Annotated in this window: 14 protein-coding genes, 6 tRNA genes and 1 rRNA gene; 6 read left to right on the plus strand and 15 right to left on the minus strand. The window is 38.5% G+C overall.

What is annotated here, in order from left to right; genetic code table 11:
* Positions 1–63: 63 nt before the first annotated feature.
* The 4 genes from MKY80_RS22085 to MKY80_RS22100 all read left to right on the plus strand — a co-directional run bounded on the left by MKY80_RS22085 (position 64) and on the right by MKY80_RS22100 (position 4,591).
* Positions 64–720, plus strand: coding sequence for a DJ-1/PfpI family protein (locus tag MKY80_RS22085; RefSeq protein ID WP_089985896.1), 657 nt, complete (start codon positions 64–66; stop codon positions 718–720).
* Between the two features lie 142 nt (positions 721–862).
* The gene (locus tag MKY80_RS22090; RefSeq protein ID WP_342531257.1) at positions 863–2,458 is read left to right on the plus strand and encodes a helix-turn-helix domain-containing protein; all 1,596 of its coding nucleotides are present in this window, start codon (positions 863–865) and stop codon (positions 2,456–2,458) included.
* Positions 2,459–2,566: 108 nt separating this feature from the next.
* Entirely contained in the window at positions 2,567–3,544 is a 978-nt protein-coding gene (locus MKY80_RS22095; protein WP_239355451.1) for an ABC transporter substrate-binding protein, read from the plus strand.
* On the plus strand, positions 3,545–4,591 hold the full coding sequence (locus MKY80_RS22100) for an NAD(P)/FAD-dependent oxidoreductase (protein WP_171365955.1): 1,047 nt from the start codon (positions 3,545–3,547) through the stop codon (positions 4,589–4,591).
* 431 nt (positions 4,592–5,022) lie between these two features.
* Here MKY80_RS22100 and glmS read toward each other — a convergent pair whose 3' ends face one another.
* Entirely contained in the window at positions 5,023–6,825 is a 1,803-nt protein-coding gene (glmS, locus tag MKY80_RS22105) for a glutamine--fructose-6-phosphate transaminase (isomerizing) (protein ID WP_090002159.1), read from the minus strand.
* A 565-nt stretch (positions 6,826–7,390) separates the two neighbouring features.
* Here glmS and MKY80_RS22110 point away from each other — a divergent pair.
* A complete protein-coding gene (locus MKY80_RS22110) occupies positions 7,391–7,612 on the plus strand; it encodes a hypothetical protein (protein ID WP_090002161.1) in 222 nt (73 codons plus the stop codon).
* Here MKY80_RS22110 and MKY80_RS22115 read toward each other — a convergent pair.
* The 13 genes from MKY80_RS22115 to MKY80_RS22175 form a co-directional block, all read right to left on the minus strand.
* Complete coding sequence (locus MKY80_RS22115; RefSeq protein ID WP_089987410.1) at positions 7,598–8,113, minus strand: type 1 glutamine amidotransferase domain-containing protein; 516 nt, start codon at positions 8,111–8,113, stop codon at positions 7,598–7,600. The two genes, MKY80_RS22110 and MKY80_RS22115, sit on opposite strands and share 15 nt — an antisense overlap.
* Before the next feature lie 130 nt (positions 8,114–8,243).
* Positions 8,244–9,596, minus strand: coding sequence for a phosphoglucosamine mutase (gene glmM, locus MKY80_RS22120; protein WP_090002165.1), 1,353 nt, complete (start codon positions 9,594–9,596; stop codon positions 8,244–8,246).
* A gap of 218 nt (positions 9,597–9,814) precedes the next feature.
* Positions 9,815–10,891 carry a CdaR family protein gene (locus tag MKY80_RS22125; RefSeq protein ID WP_008175531.1) on the minus strand — a complete coding sequence of 359 codons (1,077 nt, stop codon included), beginning with the start codon at positions 10,889–10,891 and terminating at the stop codon, positions 9,815–9,817.
* Positions 10,884–11,720: a diadenylate cyclase CdaA gene (gene cdaA, locus MKY80_RS22130; protein WP_012296035.1), complete on the minus strand. Its 837-nt coding sequence runs from the start codon at positions 11,718–11,720 to the stop codon at positions 10,884–10,886. Before cdaA ends, MKY80_RS22125 begins: the two co-directional genes overlap by 8 nt.
* A gap of 149 nt (positions 11,721–11,869) precedes the next feature.
* Positions 11,870–12,496, minus strand: coding sequence for an anti-sigma factor (locus MKY80_RS22135; RefSeq protein WP_008175536.1), 627 nt, complete (start codon positions 12,494–12,496; stop codon positions 11,870–11,872).
* Between the two features lie 13 nt (positions 12,497–12,509).
* Complete coding sequence (gene sigW, locus MKY80_RS22140; protein ID WP_004225410.1) at positions 12,510–13,073, minus strand: RNA polymerase sigma factor SigW; 564 nt, start codon at positions 13,071–13,073, stop codon at positions 12,510–12,512.
* A 133-nt stretch (positions 13,074–13,206) separates the two neighbouring features.
* Positions 13,207–14,112 (minus strand): arginase, encoded by a 906-nt coding sequence (gene rocF / locus MKY80_RS22145; protein WP_008175543.1) that lies wholly within the window; start codon positions 14,110–14,112, stop codon positions 13,207–13,209.
* 185 nt (positions 14,113–14,297) lie between these two features.
* A tRNA-Lys gene (locus MKY80_RS22150) sits at positions 14,298–14,370 on the minus strand.
* A gap of 12 nt (positions 14,371–14,382) precedes the next feature.
* Positions 14,383–14,457 (minus strand) — tRNA-Gln (locus MKY80_RS22155).
* Between the two features lie 14 nt (positions 14,458–14,471).
* A tRNA-Tyr gene (locus MKY80_RS22160) sits at positions 14,472–14,555 on the minus strand.
* Positions 14,556–14,573: 18 nt separating this feature from the next.
* A tRNA-Val gene (locus tag MKY80_RS22165) sits at positions 14,574–14,649 on the minus strand.
* 72 nt (positions 14,650–14,721) lie between these two features.
* A tRNA-Glu gene (locus MKY80_RS22170) sits at positions 14,722–14,796 on the minus strand.
* A gap of 111 nt (positions 14,797–14,907) precedes the next feature.
* Positions 14,908–14,984, minus strand: a tRNA-Asn gene (locus MKY80_RS22175).
* Positions 14,985–15,250: 266 nt separating this feature from the next.
* Between MKY80_RS22175 and MKY80_RS22180 the strand changes: the two genes are divergently transcribed.
* The gene (locus MKY80_RS22180; protein ID WP_089987407.1) at positions 15,251–16,828 is read left to right on the plus strand and encodes an acyl--CoA ligase; all 1,578 of its coding nucleotides are present in this window, start codon (positions 15,251–15,253) and stop codon (positions 16,826–16,828) included.
* A gap of 110 nt (positions 16,829–16,938) precedes the next feature.
* On the opposite strand, the gene rrf is transcribed toward MKY80_RS22180, so the two are convergent.
* Positions 16,939–17,054 (minus strand): 5S ribosomal RNA (gene rrf, locus MKY80_RS22185).
* Positions 17,055–17,211 lie beyond the last annotated feature (157 nt).

Below are 17,211 nucleotides of genomic sequence, written 5' to 3' on the forward strand. Positions count from 1 at the left end.
CGTTTAAGATTATCTTGCGGACCGGACGGTTCGGTCCTAATCTATTTTAAAGGAGAGATAGTTTTGGAAATAGCAATTTTACTTTACGATGGGATTACAGCTTTGGACGCAATTGGTCCATACGAGGTATTTGCAGCTACACAGCAATGTCATGTGAAATTTGTTGCTAAAGATAAAGGACTGATTAAACTAGATTCAAAAATGGGCTTTTTGCATGCAGACTATAGCTTTTCTGACATAACTTCTGCCGATATTCTTATTGTTCCTGGCTGTAGTCCACCTAACTTCAAAAATCCAATGAATGATGAAACAACGCTCAATTGGATTCGTAACATACATCAAACAACCAAATGGACAACATCCGTGTGCAATGGCTCTCTTATTTTAAGTGCAGCTGGTCTATTAAAAGGAATGAAGGCAACTAGTCACTGGGGTTCCTTTGATATCCTACAATCCCTTGGAACTATTCCAACAGATGAAAGAGTTGTGCGCCAAAATAAAATGGTCACAGCAGCTGGCGTCTCTTCTGGTATTGATATGGCTCTACAACTAGTTGCATGGGAATTTGGTGACGACCTTAGTATGGGAGTTCAGTTAATACTGGAATATGATCCACAGCCCCCATTTGATACAGGCTCTGTACAAAAAGCACCTAAGCCTTTAGTCGAAGATATAAAAAAAATGCTTCAGGCATTTTCAGAGAAAGAGCCTGATCTGTAAACTCACCTTTTATACACCTCCTTAACACAGAGGTGTTTTCGTCATGATTTTTACGGTATTCATTTTGCTCTTACCGTTTTATAACGTTTGTTGTGACATTCCGTAGTATACTTTTATCACAACAAACTAAAGGAGTACATAAATGCTTGATTCTAATCCTAATTGGCTGGCACATTGCACAGAAATAAAAGATTTAGCCAAATCATTATTTCATAAATCGACGATACATCTTGATCGTGCGGCTCTCTTATTGATTACGGATGGCCAAACCACTCTATCTATTAATGGTCATAATGAGCATATTGTATTTGGGCATTTAATCGCCCTTGAAAATGATGCCGTTATCCAACTTACACATACAAATCGACTTGATTTTTCAGGCTATTTAATTAGCTTTGAGCTATATGATACAGAAATCAAATCAACCTGTAATTGGTCTATCGATACAACAAATGGTTACTATATTCAACGAGTGCCTGAAACGGTCATCGCAGATATTCGTATATCGCTTGCTATAAACACAGATCATCTCCATATTACTATTAAACAATTTATTTTATACAGCTTGTTGAAAGAATTACAACAAGAGAGACCAATAGATGAATACACCCTGGAACAAAGAATGAAACATACCGTTATTTATATGCAAAAGAAATATAATCAAATGATGACGAGAGATGAATTGGCAGCTATCGCTGGATATAGTCCATGGTATTATTCAAGAAAATTCATTGAGTTATATGATAAGACACCGATAGCTTATTTAATTAGTTATCGTATTTTCCGCGCACAGGAAATGCTATTAACAACAGATGATTTATCACAAAATATCGCAAAAAAAGTTGGCTTTGATGATGTGCAAAACTTTAGCCGACAGTTTAAACGTATTGTTGGTCGCCCACCTAAGCAATACAAAAAAACCGTTAGTGAATATCGTGTTTGCTATCTCTCACCTGCACATGCAGAAATTGCGATAGCATTAGGAGTTGTACCTAATTGTGTTACTGTAACTAACTCCCTGACTCCAAAGTATCAACAACTTCTTTTTCATGAAGTTGGTACAACCATTTTAGAAATGCCTCAATATGTGATTCAGCAGGACATAATTGTACAACAACAACCCGATTTAATTATCGGTGTCGACTTAACAGAGGAGACAAAACAGCAGTTCCAAACTATCGCCCCTGTTATCACTGGACTAACCTATGATCTACATTCACTCATCCGTTATTTTGGTAAATTGTTTAATAAAGAGAAGGAAGCTGCACAAATCATTCGCGAACTTACTACATATGTAGAGGTTCTAAAAAATAAAATACAACATCATATAATAAAAGATGCTACTGTCCTATACTTACGTGTGGAGGAGCTAGGTTACCGCTATCTCGGTGAATCTTCTAGTGGCTCGGCTATCCTCTTATATCAGGAGCTGGGCTTGCAAATGCCTGAAGGATTGCGCGCAAATGCAAACAGTTTCAACATATGTTCCTTACAACAATTAGTGGCTGCCAATCCTACATATTTATTTATTGAAAAACGCATAATGGACTATTATACCGCCGACTTAAGCCTAGCTACTTTACAAAATAGTGAGCAGTGGGCAAATTTAGATGCGGTGAAAAATAACCGTGTTTTTTCTGTAGATACTGGTTTATGGATTAACAATTGTAGTGTATTTGGCAAAAGGGAGATTATGCAACAGATTGAACAAGCGATTTTAGGGAGTGTTTGCTTCTAGAACACAATAATCCAATTTTTAAGGCACTTTACGCCATAGTAGGGTTTAACATTACCTGTTATTATTTGATAGTGATAATCATTATCAAATAAAAAGGAGCAATAATCCATGAAAAAAATGACGCCCTATATACTTCTTATACTTGTTGCTTTAGCTTTAGTTGCTTGCTCAAGTACTAACAAAGAAAGCGGAAATGAAGAAAAGGATCCAAAAGAAAAAAGCGAGCCAACAACACGTGTTGTAAAAGATGCCTACGGTGATGTCACTATCCCTACCGAGCCTAAAAATATATTAGTTCTTAGTTCTAACTATGCTGAAAACCTAATTGAAATCGGTGTAACGCCTCAAATGGTGACAGTTGTTGAAGAAATTGAACCTGAATATCGCTTTAACTTATTCGATGACAACCATGTTAAAATTATTCCAACTGTGCAATATGAAGACAATTTAGAAGTTATTCTTCAAGCAGCACCAGATGTCATTATTGCTCAAGGCGCAGCTATTGATGCTAAAAAATATGAAGCATTAAGTAAAATTGCCCCTACGGTAGCTGTTGAAGCCGGTGTTGCAATAGATGAATATGTACCTGTGCTTGGTGAACTGTTCAATAAAGAAAAAGAAGCAGAGCTTGCTCTACAGAAGTATAGAGACAAAATAGCAGATACGAAAGAGAAACTACATCAGGCTATAGGTGACGAAAAAATTCTTGTATTGCGTGTAGAACAAAATCAATATCGTGTGTTAGGCACTGAAAAGGGTAGTCCTGGTAGTGACATGTTATATACACAGCTGGGATTAAGTATTCCAACTAAGCTGAAGGATCATCATGATTGGTTCACGCCTATTTCCTTAGAAGTTTTACCTGAGATTGACGCAGACCATATTTTTGTTGAACAACGTCAAATGCAAAATTATAGTAGTGAACAATCCATGAAGGATTTAGAGAATAGCCCAATGTGGCAAGGAATGGATGCCGTGAAGGCAGGCAATGTTTACCCATTAAAAACAGCTGATTACGTTGTAGGTGAAGGTTTAGTTGGCTCTCCATTATTCCTTGATTATTTAGTTGAAAGGTTGGTGCGTTAAATGCAACAAGAAATTTATGATGTAATTATTATCGGTGGAGGCCCAGCAGGCATGTATGCTGCCTTTTACAGTGGCATGCGTGAAATGAAAACAAAAATTATCGAAGTAAAGCATGAACTAGGTGGATTTATGCGTACCTATCCCGAGAAATTAGTTTGGGATGTCGGGGGTATTGAGCCTGTTCGATGTGAAGAAATCATTCATTCCTTAATCAAGCAAGCGACGACATTTAATCCAACAATCGTCTTTGGTCAAGAAATTGTTGGCATGGAAAAACGCGATGATGGCATTTTTGTCTTAACAGCAAAAACAGGCGAGAAACATTATACAAAAACGATTATTCTAGCTACAGGACGAGGCATTACACGCATTCAGAAATTAACGGTAGAAGGCGCTGACCGCTATGAACTAAACAACCTTCATTATACAGTAACGAACATAAATAGATTTAAAGATAAACGTGTACTCATCTCTGGTGGAGGCGACTCAGCTGTAGATTGGGCTATTGAAATGGCTCCTATCGCCAAAGAAGTGTATGTCGTGCATAGACGTGATGACTTTAGTGCCTTTGAATCTTCTGTAACGCGCATGAAGTCTATCGTCACTACCTTTGTTCCCTATACGGTTTCTCGTTTACATGGTAATGGTAATAAAATCGAGCATGTCACATTACAGCATGTTCATTCAGATGATACAACAAACATTGAAGTAGACGAAGTACTTGTCAATCACGGGTTTGACCGAAACTTTGGTGGCGCCATTATGGATTGGGGCTTAGCTTCTGAAGAATGGGGCATTTCCGTTACACCAAAAATGTGTACTAGTATCCCCGGCATCTTTGGCGCAGGCGATATTGTAACGAACGAAGGGAAAATAAGACTGATTGCAGGCGCATTTAATGACGCGGTCCTCGCTGTAAATAGCGCCAAATTATACATTGACCCTACAGAAGCAAAAATGGCGGGCGTTTCTTCCCACAACGACCGCTTCGCTGAAAAAAATGAAGCGCTACAACAAAAGAATAAAGCTGTAACTACACATAGGTGATCAGTTACTATCTTCCCTGTTAGGTATAATCTAATGGGGATTTTTATTGAAGATATCTATGGAATTACAGTCCACTATACGGCTGTCAAATTCTATAAAAATAGCTGGGTCCCCTTGCTTCTATACTTACGAATTATTTTAAAAAATCTTTGATACAGCGATGATTTTTACGGTATGAGCTGGTTTCCTTCAGCTGTCCTAATATCTTGTCTGTTAGAACAAACCAAATATAAAGTAATTAACAACTATATTCATGAAACTGACTACAATATTTTTAGAAAATATTTACAAAACTCTTTAAAATTTAATTTACAATAATTGTAAAAAACTCGACCCATGGTTAATGGATCGAGTTTTAATTTCGATATTTTATTTCAGCTTATACAGCCTTTGAGTGTCATAAACTGAATTTTTTTGTCCCGAATGAATAATTACTCAACCGTCACCGATTTAGCTAAGTTACGTGGTTTATCCACATCACAACGACGGTGGAGTGCAGCATAGTAGCTGATTAACTGTAATGGCACTACCGATACAAGTGGCGTTAGGTATTCGTGAACATGTGGAATGACTAAGCGGTCTCCATCCTCATCGATACCAGCCATCGCAATAATACATGGATATGCACCACGCGCAGCAACTTCTTTCACATTACCACGGATGTTTAGCCCAACTGATGCTTGTGTAACAAGTGCAAACACTGGTGTTCCTTCTTCAATTAAAGCAATTGTTCCGTGTTTAAGCTCACCGCCAGCAAAGCCTTCTGCTTGGATATAAGAGATTTCCTTTAGCTTTAAGGCCCCTTCAAGGCTCACGTAGAAGTCCATATTACGACCAATAAAGAATGCATTACGCGCGATTTTTAAGTAGTCTTCTGCGATGTCTTCTAATACATCTTTTGAGTCAATCATTGTTTGGATACCGTTTGCGGCAATCGCAAGCTCTTGTTTTAAATCAAATTCTAAGCCTGTGCCATTTGCTTTTGCTGTTACGTATGCTGCTAAAGCAAGGACAGCAACTTGCGCCACATATGCTTTTGTAGAAGCTACCGCAATTTCTGGACCTGCATGTAATAACAATGTGTGGTCAGCTTCTCGTGATAGAGTTGAGCCAGGAACATTTGTAATCGTTAATGTTGGGTAGCCAAGCTCTTTAATTTTTACTAGTACCTGACGGCTATCTGCTGTTTCACCTGATTGTGTAATAAAGATAAATAAAGGTCTTTCTGAAAGTAATGGCATATTATAGCCAAATTCACTAGAAATATGAACTTCTACTGGAATACCAGCCATTTTTTCGAAATATTGTTTACCAATAAGGCCTGCATGATAGCTTGTGCCCGCCGCAATAATATATAAACGATCTGCAGTTCGCAATGCTTCTAAGATTTCTGTATCTATTGTTAGATCGCCATTGTCACCCTCATACGCTTGAATAATTTTGCGAATGACTGTAGGCTGCTCATCCATTTCTTTTAACATATAATGAGGATATGTCCCCTTTTCAATGTCGCTCATATCAAGCTCTGCTGTATATGGTGCACGTTCAACTACAGAACCATCTAGTTTTGTAATTTCAACGCTAGCCTTGTGTACAATGACAACCTCTTTGTCGTGAAGCTCTACATATTGATCTGTCACTTGCAGCATAGCCATTGCATCCGAAGCAACAACATTGAAGCCTTCACCAATTCCAACTAAAAGTGGGGATTTATTTTTCGCTACAAAGATTGTATCTGCAGCTTCTGCATCTAATAATGCAAGCGCATATGAACCATGTAGTAAAGATAATGTTTTACGGAAAGCATCTGCTGTGCATAAACCTTCCTTTACAAACAATTCTACTAATTGCACGATAACCTCTGTATCTGTATCAGATTTCATCGGAATGCCTTTTAAATACGTTTTTTGTAATAGATGATAGTTTTCAATTACCCCATTGTGCACAAGCGTAAAACGCCCTGATGCACTTTGATGAGGGTGAGCATTTAAGCGATTTGGTACACCATGTGTTGCCCAACGTGTATGACCAATACCAATTTTAGCAGCAACATCTTCATCTACTGCTCCTCTTAAGTCTGCGATACGTCCTTTTTCTTTAAAAACAGTTACGCCTTCTTCATTACGTACTGCAATACCTGCTGAATCATAACCACGGTATTCTAGTTTCTCTAAGCCTTTTAATAAAATTTCCTTTGCATCTGATTCACCAATATATCCTACAATTCCACACATAAATTCTCGTCCTCCGATATTGTCAATTTAACGCAATGACAAAGTAGACCTCATCTATCGAATTTTTAGAATGGACAGGCATGCTTTATTTTTATATAAAATAAAACACCCCCGTACATGCAATCAAATCATTCAGCCATCTGAATGGAGCATTCGATATGTGAAGTTTTCTACTATTCATCTATTGCTTTACAATACCTTCTCCATTTCCTGTACATTCAATCGCTCAAATGCTTTCAAAATGAAAAATGACAATCGGGTATGTCGATCGGGAGGTATCCGCCGAATTTTCGATAAACCTCCACCTCGTCTGCTGAAGATCCATTTCGTCCAATTTCTTCAGCTCAGGCGCTATAATTGTTTTCCGATTTTACGCTCTCTTTCCTCCTTTTGCGTTCGTTAAAGAACAAGGTCGGACCTCGTCTTCAACTTCTCCATCATACTCAATCATATGCTATCCGTCAAACTTTCGTTATAAAAAATACCTAGTGCTCTTGCTTTTTCGTGACAAATATGTAGACAAACAATTGTTAGTGGAGGCGAATTTGTAGAGAATCTGAGCGAAATGCTCAAAGAAGGTTTAAAGGGGATCGTATTCGAAATCATTAATCGTTGCACAATTTATGGGTATAAAATTGTCAAACAACGTACGATTATGGACTTTGAGGGTATAGCAGAAGGCATATTGATCTTGGTACAATCACAAATGCGCTCATCACATTATCCAAAAGATAACGAAAGACACAAGCCAAAACAGCTTGTGCCCTTTTTATTATTTACTAGCTAATAAATTTACTATTTCTCTATTAAAGGCAGGTAGGTCATCTGGTGTTCTACTTGTTACTAGTTGCTTTTGACAGACGAATACTTCTTCATCGTGGAATTTTGCCCCTGCATTTTCTAAATCTACTTGAATGGATTTATAACCCGTGGCGTCACGACCATTTAGTGTTTTTGCCGTAATTAGTAGCTGCGGTCCATGACAAATGGCAAAGGTAGGCTTCATATCATCCATAAAGGATTTTACAAACGCCACTACTCGACCATCGGCGCGTAAGATATCAGGAGAAAAACCACCAGGTATAAACAGTGCATCAAAATCATTGGCCTTTACTTCATCAATGCCTTTATCAATTTTTACTGTTTCCCCATGTTTTCCTTTTACTTCTTTTCCTGCCTCTGTATCAATTGTTACTAGCTGATGTCCAGCCGCTTCTAAAGCTTCTTTAGGACTTGTAAATTCACTATCCTCGAACATATCGGTAATAACTGTAGCAATTTTAGCCATATCTATCAAACACTCCTTGTTATTGTGACTCCCTTTTACTGTTCCCCATCTTTTCTATTTCAAACATCCATTTCAAACAAGAAAAACTCGATTTCCTAAAAACGGAAATCGAGTTCATATTCTTCATTTACTATTCTGTTAAGCCCATTTCTGCACGTACAACATCGGCAATACGCTCAACAAAACGCTCACAATCTGTTTCTGTAGCAGCTTCCACCATTACACGAACAAGTGGCTCAGTACCTGAAGGACGTACTAAGACACGACCATTCCCTGCCATTTCCGCTTCTACCTCTGCAATCACAGCGGCCACTTTCGTATTTTCAGTCACTGCATGCTTGTCTGTTACGCGAACATTGACAAGACGCTGAGGATAGATTTTCATTTCAGCAGCAAGCTCCGACAGCTTCTTACCTGTTGCTTTCATAATGTCGACAAGCTGAATACCTGTTAGTAGACCATCGCCTGTTGTATTAAAATCTAAGAAAACAATATGCCCTGATTGTTCGCCACCTAAATTGTAATCATTAGCACGCATTTCCTCTACAACATAACGATCTCCTACTGCCGTTTGTATACTTCGCATACCGTTATCTTCGACAGCCTTATAGAAGCCCATATTGCTCATAACAGTTGAGACAATTGTTTGCTTCTTTAAACGACCAACTGCATTTAAATACTTTCCAATAATAAACATAATTTGATCACCGTCAACAATTTTACCGTTTTCATCTACAGCAATTAAACGGTCACCGTCCCCATCAAATGCTAGACCAACATCTGCATTCTTTTCCAATACAAACTTAGCTAGTCCCTCAGGATGCGTTGAACCTACACCATCATTAATATTTAGACCAGTTGGAGAAGCACCCATTGTAGAAATGTCAGCCTCTAGATCCGCAAAAAGATGCGTCGCTAATGATGAGGTAGCACCATGTGCACAGTCTAATGCTACATGGATACCATCAAATTCTTCATCCACTGTTTGCTTTAAGTATTGAATATACTTTTGTCCACCCTCGAAATAGTCACTTACAGATCCTAAATCAGCCCCTATTGGACGTGGTAATGTATCCTCTTGAGCATCAAGTAAAATTTCAATTTCCTCTTCTTGTGCATCTGTTAGTTTAAAGCCATCTGGACCAAAGAATTTGATGCCATTGTCCGCTACTGGGTTATGCGAAGCTGAAATCATGACGCCTGCATCTGCGCTCATAATACGAGTAAGGTATGCCACACCTGGAGTTGAAATAATTCCGAGTCGCATTACTTCTACCCCAATTGATAGGAGCCCAGCAACAAGTGCACCTTCCAGCATCTCGCCTGAAATACGTGTGTCACGACCAATTAAAACCTTAGGACGGTCAGTTGCATCCTTCGTTAACACATAGCCACCTATACGGCCAAGTTTAAATGCAAATTCCGGTGTTAGTTCACTATTGGCGACGCCACGGACGCCATCTGTTCCAAAATATTTACCCATTCTACTTATTCTCTCCTTCAATGCAAGACTGTGTCATATTCATCCATAGACACTTGTCCGCTTACTTTTGGAAAAGTCTGCTTTTGTTTATTCATTGGTAATTTTTAATAGTCCACTCAGTTAGTTTGTTTGGTGAATATATTGCGGTCTACCCACCAAAACAAACCCCGGTTAGATTTTTGATTTAGAATCAAAATAAAATTATAGTCAGATATTGTTTAAGAATCAATATCTTCCGTTTCATCGGTTGGCGTATTTTTATCAGTAGTAGTACTATCATCCTTCACATCAGTTTCTTCAGTTGGAGGTGGCGCTTCCTCTGTAGAAGCTGGTGTTTTCTGCTCTTCTTCCTTCTCTACTTTTGTAATATCTGCCTTCACTTTTATTTTCTTATCAGATATTTTTGTCACACCATCTGGTAATTTTACATCAATTTCATAAGTTTTTGACTCTGTAATTTTTGACAGGTCTACTGTTATTGGAATTTCTGTTAAACCATCAATAATCGATTTTCTGCCATATACTTTAATCATTTTTTGCGTAAATGTTAAAGAATTGATCGTTATATCATCCAATGCTTGCCCTGTTTCCCTCAAAACAACCGGGAGTTCTCGACTATATTCCCCAATATCTACTTGAACATTAACAGTATCAGGTTCAATTGTCACATCAAGTTTATTTAAGTCTCGATCTAATACTTTTACTGCCGCGTCCTGAGTGAAGGATTGCTTCAAGCCTGGCTCTCCAGCAACAGTTGCTTTTACATAGCTGATGCTTTCAATAGCACTTTTTGCACCTGTCACGTAAACAGTCGGTGGATCAGCTACCATATCCTTTAAAATATACCCTTCTTCTATTAGTCGAGTATTCATTTCAGGGTCCACTCGGAACTCTTTCGTGACCTTTTCCTCAATATTTACATGAATAGTTGCAGGGTCTAATGTAACCTTTAACTTATCAGAAATATTTTCGTATTGTAGCTTTACATCATGCTCGCCAATCAATAGATTACTTAAATCAACAAATACTGAGAAATCCTTTGTTGCTCTTGTTTTTATAACAACAGGCATTGGCCCTTTTATCTTCACATCTACTGTTTCAGGTAAACCTGTTACAATCAGATTCTCATTATCATAATAAACATCTACTGGCACATCACGAATAATATCAGTCTGTTCAGTGGTGGTTGTTGTATTGATTGGAGATAGCTCGGTACGAACTGAGAAAAAAAGCAAAAATGCTAAAAATAGCGCGATGATTCTTAATACCCAAGGGCTATCCATCATTTTATCCATTCTTTTTCCCCCTCCAAGTTAACTTAGAGGCTGCATTTGACTCTTGTGCTGATCCGAACCACATTTTTCGCAATAGTGTCTCGAACTCCTCTAGAGAAAGATTACGATGGAGATTACCATTCAACGTAATACTAATGGCGCCTGTTTCCTCTGAGACAACGATTGTAATTGCATCCGTAACTTCACTTAACCCAAGCGCAGCACGATGGCGTGTCCCTAACTCCTTTGAAATAAATGGACTTTCAGATAGAGGTAAATAACAAGCTGCCGCTGTAACTTTATCTCTTTGCATAATAACCGCCCCATCATGTAGTGGCGTATTCGGTATAAAGATATTAATTAGCAATTCTGAAGAAATTTCAGCATTTAGACCTATACCTGTTTCAATATATTCGTTAAGACCTGTTTCTTTTTCAATTGAAATTAACGCACCTATTCGACGTTTAGCCATATAACTTACAGATTTTTTCATAGCCTCTATAAGCCTTGTTTGCTCCTCGTCTTCTTGACTAGATGATCGTTGGAAAAGTTTACCTCTACCAATTTGTTCTAAGCCTCGTCTGATTTCAGGTTGGAAGATGATAATAATCGCTAAGAAACCAAATTCAATGACCTGCTGTAACATCCAGCCTAATGTTTGTAACCCTAAAAGGTCTGTTGCAATTCGTGCAATAATAATGACGAAAATTCCCTTAAGTAATTGGACAGCCTTCGTACCTTTAATGAGGGTTAAGACCTTATAAACAACGTACCAAACGAGCAGTACATCGATGAAGTTAATAACAATATTCACAGGCGTTAAATCTGTGAAATGTTCAATAATTTGCACGTGGCATCCCCCACTTTTCATTACGAATCCATACACATTCAAGTATAGCACATTCTTATCAAATGTAACTTTTTTCAAATAAAAAGTCTACTCAGAAGAGTAGACCTTTCAGCCTCTCACGTGCACTATTTTTTAGGACGTATAGAGTGTTATTTAGTTTCTTCCTTTTCATCAAATGTCATGGCTGATTTTACAGAGTTTTTAATTGTATACCATAACCATTCAAATACTTCGTCAATTTCTTCAATTCTCCCTGAAACTACCGCTGAAGATGCCATGTATTGCCCGTTTATGACTGTGACGTTACCATCAACTTCTCCTTCAACAACCAAATCGCCATTTTTCACAACAATATCGCCCTTTACAACTTCTCCTTCAGGTACGATAACCGTTTGACCATCCACAACTAAATTGGGCTGCTTGGTCACAGAGAAATGCTGGTCATCCATAAAGCTACCGAGCAAGGTAGCACTCATAAATAAACAAAATACTGCTGCTGCCACAAAAAGTGGATGTCGACGTATCCATTTTTGTATGCCTACTCGACTTTTTGGTTTTGGTAAACGAGCCATTACTGCTGCTTCAAAATCCGGAGGCGCTGTAATATGGGAAGCACTCTTCACAAAGGCGATTGTTTCACTCAATTCATGCATCAACTGTTTACAATCATTACATGTATGCAAGTGTTGCTTTAACTCTTGCTCATGCTCACGACTAATGTCACCGTCTAAATAATCATGCATATAATCAATAATATGCTCTGGACAAGTATTCATGACGCTCCCCCTCCTACAGATTGTTTAACTGCTTACGTAATGCCTCACGTCCGCGGTGAATTCTCGTTTTCACCGTTCCAAGCGGCATATCTAAAATCTCGCTAATCTCTTGCAACGATAACTCTTCTATATATTTCAATACTATAACCGAACGGTATTTATCCGGTAAACGTCCAATTTCGTATTGAATGCGATCTTGCAGCTCCATTTGCTCTAACTGCTCCTCTGGTAGCTGGTCGTCTGCTGCGATTTGTGAATACATATCAAGCCCTTCTGTACCAGCTACTTCTGCATCTAAATAATAATCCGGTTTCTTTTTCCGAATCCGATCTATACAGAGGTTTGTCGCTATGCGATAAAGCCACGTGGAAAACTTTCTTTTCTGATCAAAAGTATGCAAATTCATATATGCCCGAACAAAAGCTTCCTGAGCAATATCTTCAGATTCTTGTTTGTTACCTAACATTCGATAGCATACTTGGTACAGTTTGTGCTGATAGAGACTCACAATATCGGCAAATGCGTTTTGATCGCCTTTAAGCACTTGTTTTATTCTCTTATTTACTAACGCATCCATTGTGTTGACTTCTCCACCTTTACAACTGTCTTATACTATACGACCCATCAATAAGAAAAGTTTCGTTTTATTTCAATTATAGCAAAAGATTTTTATGCAATGTGGCAACAGGAAATTTTTTGAAAAATTTTCTTTAAACTAAAGTTTCTCCAAATAAAGATCCCATTAAAGCAACAGCTACATTTGCTGTTGTATTTTTCTCGTCTAATATCGGATTAACTTCTACAAACTCTGCTGAAGTTAACATTCCAGACTCTTGTAACATTTCCATCGCTAAATGACTTTCTCGATACGTAATTCCACCTGGCACTGGTGTTCCAACACCTGGTGTATAAAGAGGGTCAAGTCCATCTAAATCCAGCGATAGGTGTAATCCATCAACATCTCGCTCTTTTAAATAGGCAAGTGCATCTTCCATAACACGCGTCATGCCAAGTCGGTCAATTTCATGCATAGTGTATACTTTAATCCCTTGTTCACGAATCAAATCACGCTCACCAGGATCTACAGAACGAGCTCCTATAATAATAACGTTTTCTGGCTTAATTTTTGGCACATTATTACGAATTTGAACTAAACGTTCATGCCCAAGCCCAATACTAACTGCTAAAGGCATTCCATGTATGTTGCCGGAAGGTGTAGTTTCAGGTGTATTTAAATCTGCATGTGCATCATACCAAATAACACCTAGATTTTTATAATGTTCCGCTAATCCTGCAAGTGTCCCAATAGCAATACTATGGTCACCACCAAATACAAGTGGGAATTTTTTTTGTTCGACTACTTCATGTACGCTATTAGCTAAAGCCGTACTAACTTCTACTACTTCCTCTAAATTCAATAACTTTTCATCTACTGTCGCGTTTGCATGCTTTTGACTAACACGAATATCCCCTTGATCTTGTACCTCGTGTCCAATACTTGCTAAACGTTCAACAACGCCTGCATAACGAATAGCACTTGGTCCCATATCTACGCCTCGGCGTGTTTGTCCGTAATCTGTTGGTACTCCAATAATAGAAATATTAAGTTTATTCATGTTTTTATACCCCCTAAAAGTTATAAGACTATTGTAAAGCCTACTTACCACTTGGCTCAACCCAACATAAATACGCATATTTATTCATTTTCAAATAACATAAAAAAATCTCCTACTGTTTTCAGTAAGAGATTAGTTATCTGTATTTATTATATCACTTTTGAATATATTTTATTCTATAAAAGTGAGCCATGAAGGACTCGAACCTTCGACCCTCTGATTAAAAGTCAGATGCTCTACCAACTGAGCTAATGGCTCATAAAAGAAAAATGGCTGGGGTACTAGGATTCGAACCTAGGCATGACGGAATCAAAATCCGTTGCCTTACCGCTTGGCTATACCCCAATCATTTATAAAACTGGTGGAGGGGGACGGATTCGAACCGCCGAACCCTAAGGAGCGGATTTACAGTCCGCCGCGTTTAGCCACTTCGCTACCCCTCCGAAATAACACAAGAATAATGGTGGAGGATGACGGGCTCGAACCGCCGACCCTCTGCTTGTAAGGCAGATGCTCTCCCAGCTGAGCTAATCCTCCATAGAAACAGGTGTGTTATATCACAGTTTATTTTCATTTTAAAGCCTGTACATCATGATGATGTATTTTAAATGGTGACCCCTACGGGATTCGAACCCGTGTTACCGCCGTGAAAGGGCGGTGTCTTAACCACTTGACCAAGGGGCCAAACTTATGTCTCAAACAAGACAAGAATTATGATAACATTATTTCTACATTCTTGCAACACTTTTCTACATTTTTTTATGTATAAAGCCATCTTAAAAATGAGCAAAAAAATGGCTCCGAAGGCAGGACTCGAACCTGCGACAACCTGATTAACAGTCAGGTGCTACTACCAACTGAGCTACTTCGGAACAATACTATTCAAATCGGTCTTAGACAACCTCTTAAGTACATTTATTATTATAGCAAGCATTCTAAATAATGCAACATATTTGTGTAAAATATTATATTTTTTTGTCGAGAATTTCTTAAATAGTACTTAGAAAGTATAATAGTTCTCTATTAAATCTAAAATTTCTATTTTGTGTATTAAATATTCTTGCTGTATATTATTGCAATTGTTAAAATAAAAATAGTTTTATGAATTTTCTATCATTTTAGGGGGAGGAATGTTCAAATGGTAATAGAGGATTTAATTGCACCGGATGTTTATAACATCACAGAGGAATTAGAAAAGTTTTCGCAAGATAGTGAACGCCAAGCTATACGTTGGTTAAATACACAACAAGAGAGACAAACCGTTACTTACGTAGAACTTGTTCAAAAAATGAATCAATACGCGAATGCCTTTACGAAGAAGGGGCTTCAAAAAGGAGATCGTGTATTAGTTATTATTCCTCGCCTACCTGAGGCCTATTTTGTTTTCCTAGGCTGTTTAAAAGCGGGTATTGTTCCTATTTCCTGTTCAGAGATGTTGCGCGCAAGTGATTTAGAGTATCGTATGGAGCATTCTTCTGCCAGTGCCGTTATCGCCTATGAAGTATTTACTAGTGAAGTAGACAAAATTTCGTCTTCTGTCGATGCTTTAAAAAACAAAATGGTCATCGGAACAGCTACAGGAGATTGGACTTCTTTAGATGAATTGGCTAGCTCTCAGCCAAATACATTTACGGCTGTTGCTACTAAACGCGATGACATGGCCTTCCTTTCTTATACTTCTGGAACAACAGGTAAGCCTAAAGGCGTCGTCCATTCTCATGGCTGGGGCTATGCACATATTCGAACAGCGGCTGCACAGTGGCTTTGTGTACGTGAAGGAGACTTAGTATGGGCAACTGCAGCTCCAGGCTGGCAAAAATGGATTTGGAGCCCGTTCCTATCTACTATTATGTTGGGAGCTACTGCCTTTGTTTATCATGGTGGATTTGATGCAAAAACATATCTTCAACTGTTGCAGGATGAAAAGGTTAATGTTCTTTGCTGCACCCCAACTGAGTATCGTATCATGGCGAAACTTGAGAATTTAAAAGACTATAATCTATCTTCTCTTCGTAGTGCTGTCTCTGCTGGTGAGCCATTAAATCGACCAGTCATTGAAACATTTAAGAATCACTTTGGTTTAAAAGTCCGCGATGGTTATGGTCAAACTGAAAATACATTACTCATTGGTACTTTGGAAAACACGGAGCTACGACCTGGTTCCATGGGTGTCCCAACTCCAGGTAATATTGTACGTATTATCGACAATGAAGGCAATGAGGCACCTGTTGGCGAGGTTGGCGATATTGCGATACACAAATCATCGCCAGCCTTGTTTAAAGAGTATTATCGTGAGCCTGAGCGCACACAAGCGGCATTCCGCGGTGAATGGTACATTACAGGTGATCAAGCAAAATGTGATGAAGATGGTTACTTCTGGTTTGAAGGTCGGGGCGATGATATTATTATTTCATCTGGTTATACGATTGGTCCATTTGAAGTGGAAGATGCCTTAAACAAACATGATGCTGTACAAGAGTGTGCTGTGGTAGCTGCTCCAGATGAAATTAGGGGGCATATTGTCAAAGCCTACGTAATCTTACGAGATGGCTATAAGGGACACAATGAAGAAGAACTAATCAAGGAGCTACAGGAGCATGTAAAAGCACTGACGGCTCCTTATAAATATCCTCGTAGTATTGTCTTTATCGATGAGTTACCAAAAACAACATCTGGGAAAATTCGTCGTATCGAACTACGAGCAGCAACTGTCTAAAATAGTAAGGAGGCATTTCATTCAAAGAAATGCCTCCTTACTTTATCTACTTTTTAGAATTTTAGACAGAAAAAAAGCCACTACTGAGTGTATCAGTAGCGACTTTTTGCGCCTAGCGATGTCCTACTCTCACAGGGGGAAGCCCCCAACTACCATCGGCGCTAAAGAGCTTAACTTCCGTGTTCGGTATGGGAACGGGTGTGACCTCTTTGCCATCATCACTAGACTATTTTCGGCTTTCAATATACATAGCATTTCTTCGTCAGCTTCTGTCGTTCAGTCAGTCACGTACTTGAGTACGCTCCTTCCCTCTCTCTATTGCTTCCTCGAACTACTCGTATCTTGAAACCCTTCATAAAAGAAATTATTCTTTCAAAACTGGA

This window comes from Lysinibacillus sp. FSL R5-0849 (genome assembly GCF_038595075.1).
Lineage (GTDB): Bacteria > Bacillota > Bacilli > Bacillales_A > Planococcaceae > Lysinibacillus > Lysinibacillus fusiformis.

Excerpts from the sequence above, each read along its gene's own strand:
- MKY80_RS22090 (WP_342531257.1), top strand. The coding sequence starts at position 863 with ATGCTTGATTCTAATCCTAATTGGCTGGCACATTGCACAGAAATAAAA.
- MKY80_RS22095 (WP_239355451.1), top strand. The coding sequence starts at position 2,567 with ATGAAAAAAATGACGCCCTATATACTTCTTATACTTGTTGCTTTAGCT.
- MKY80_RS22100 (WP_171365955.1), top strand. The coding sequence starts at position 3,545 with ATGCAACAAGAAATTTATGATGTAATTATTATCGGTGGAGGCCCAGCA.
- glmS (WP_090002159.1), bottom strand. The coding sequence starts at position 6,825 with ATGTGTGGAATTGTAGGATATATTGGTGAATCAGATGCAAAGGAAATT.
- MKY80_RS22110 (WP_090002161.1), top strand. The coding sequence starts at position 7,391 with ATGCTCAAAGAAGGTTTAAAGGGGATCGTATTCGAAATCATTAATCGT.
- MKY80_RS22115 (WP_089987410.1), bottom strand. The coding sequence starts at position 8,113 with ATGGCTAAAATTGCTACAGTTATTACCGATATGTTCGAGGATAGTGAA.
- glmM (WP_090002165.1), bottom strand. The coding sequence starts at position 9,596 with ATGGGTAAATATTTTGGAACAGATGGCGTCCGTGGCGTCGCCAATAGT.
- MKY80_RS22125 (WP_008175531.1), bottom strand. The coding sequence starts at position 10,891 with ATGGATAAAATGATGGATAGCCCTTGGGTATTAAGAATCATCGCGCTA.
- MKY80_RS22135 (WP_008175536.1), bottom strand. The coding sequence starts at position 12,496 with ATGAATACTTGTCCAGAGCATATTATTGATTATATGCATGATTATTTA.
- sigW (WP_004225410.1), bottom strand. The coding sequence starts at position 13,073 with ATGGATGCGTTAGTAAATAAGAGAATAAAACAAGTGCTTAAAGGCGAT.
- rocF (WP_008175543.1), bottom strand. The coding sequence starts at position 14,112 with ATGAATAAACTTAATATTTCTATTATTGGAGTACCAACAGATTACGGA.
- MKY80_RS22180 (WP_089987407.1), top strand. The coding sequence starts at position 15,251 with ATGGTAATAGAGGATTTAATTGCACCGGATGTTTATAACATCACAGAG.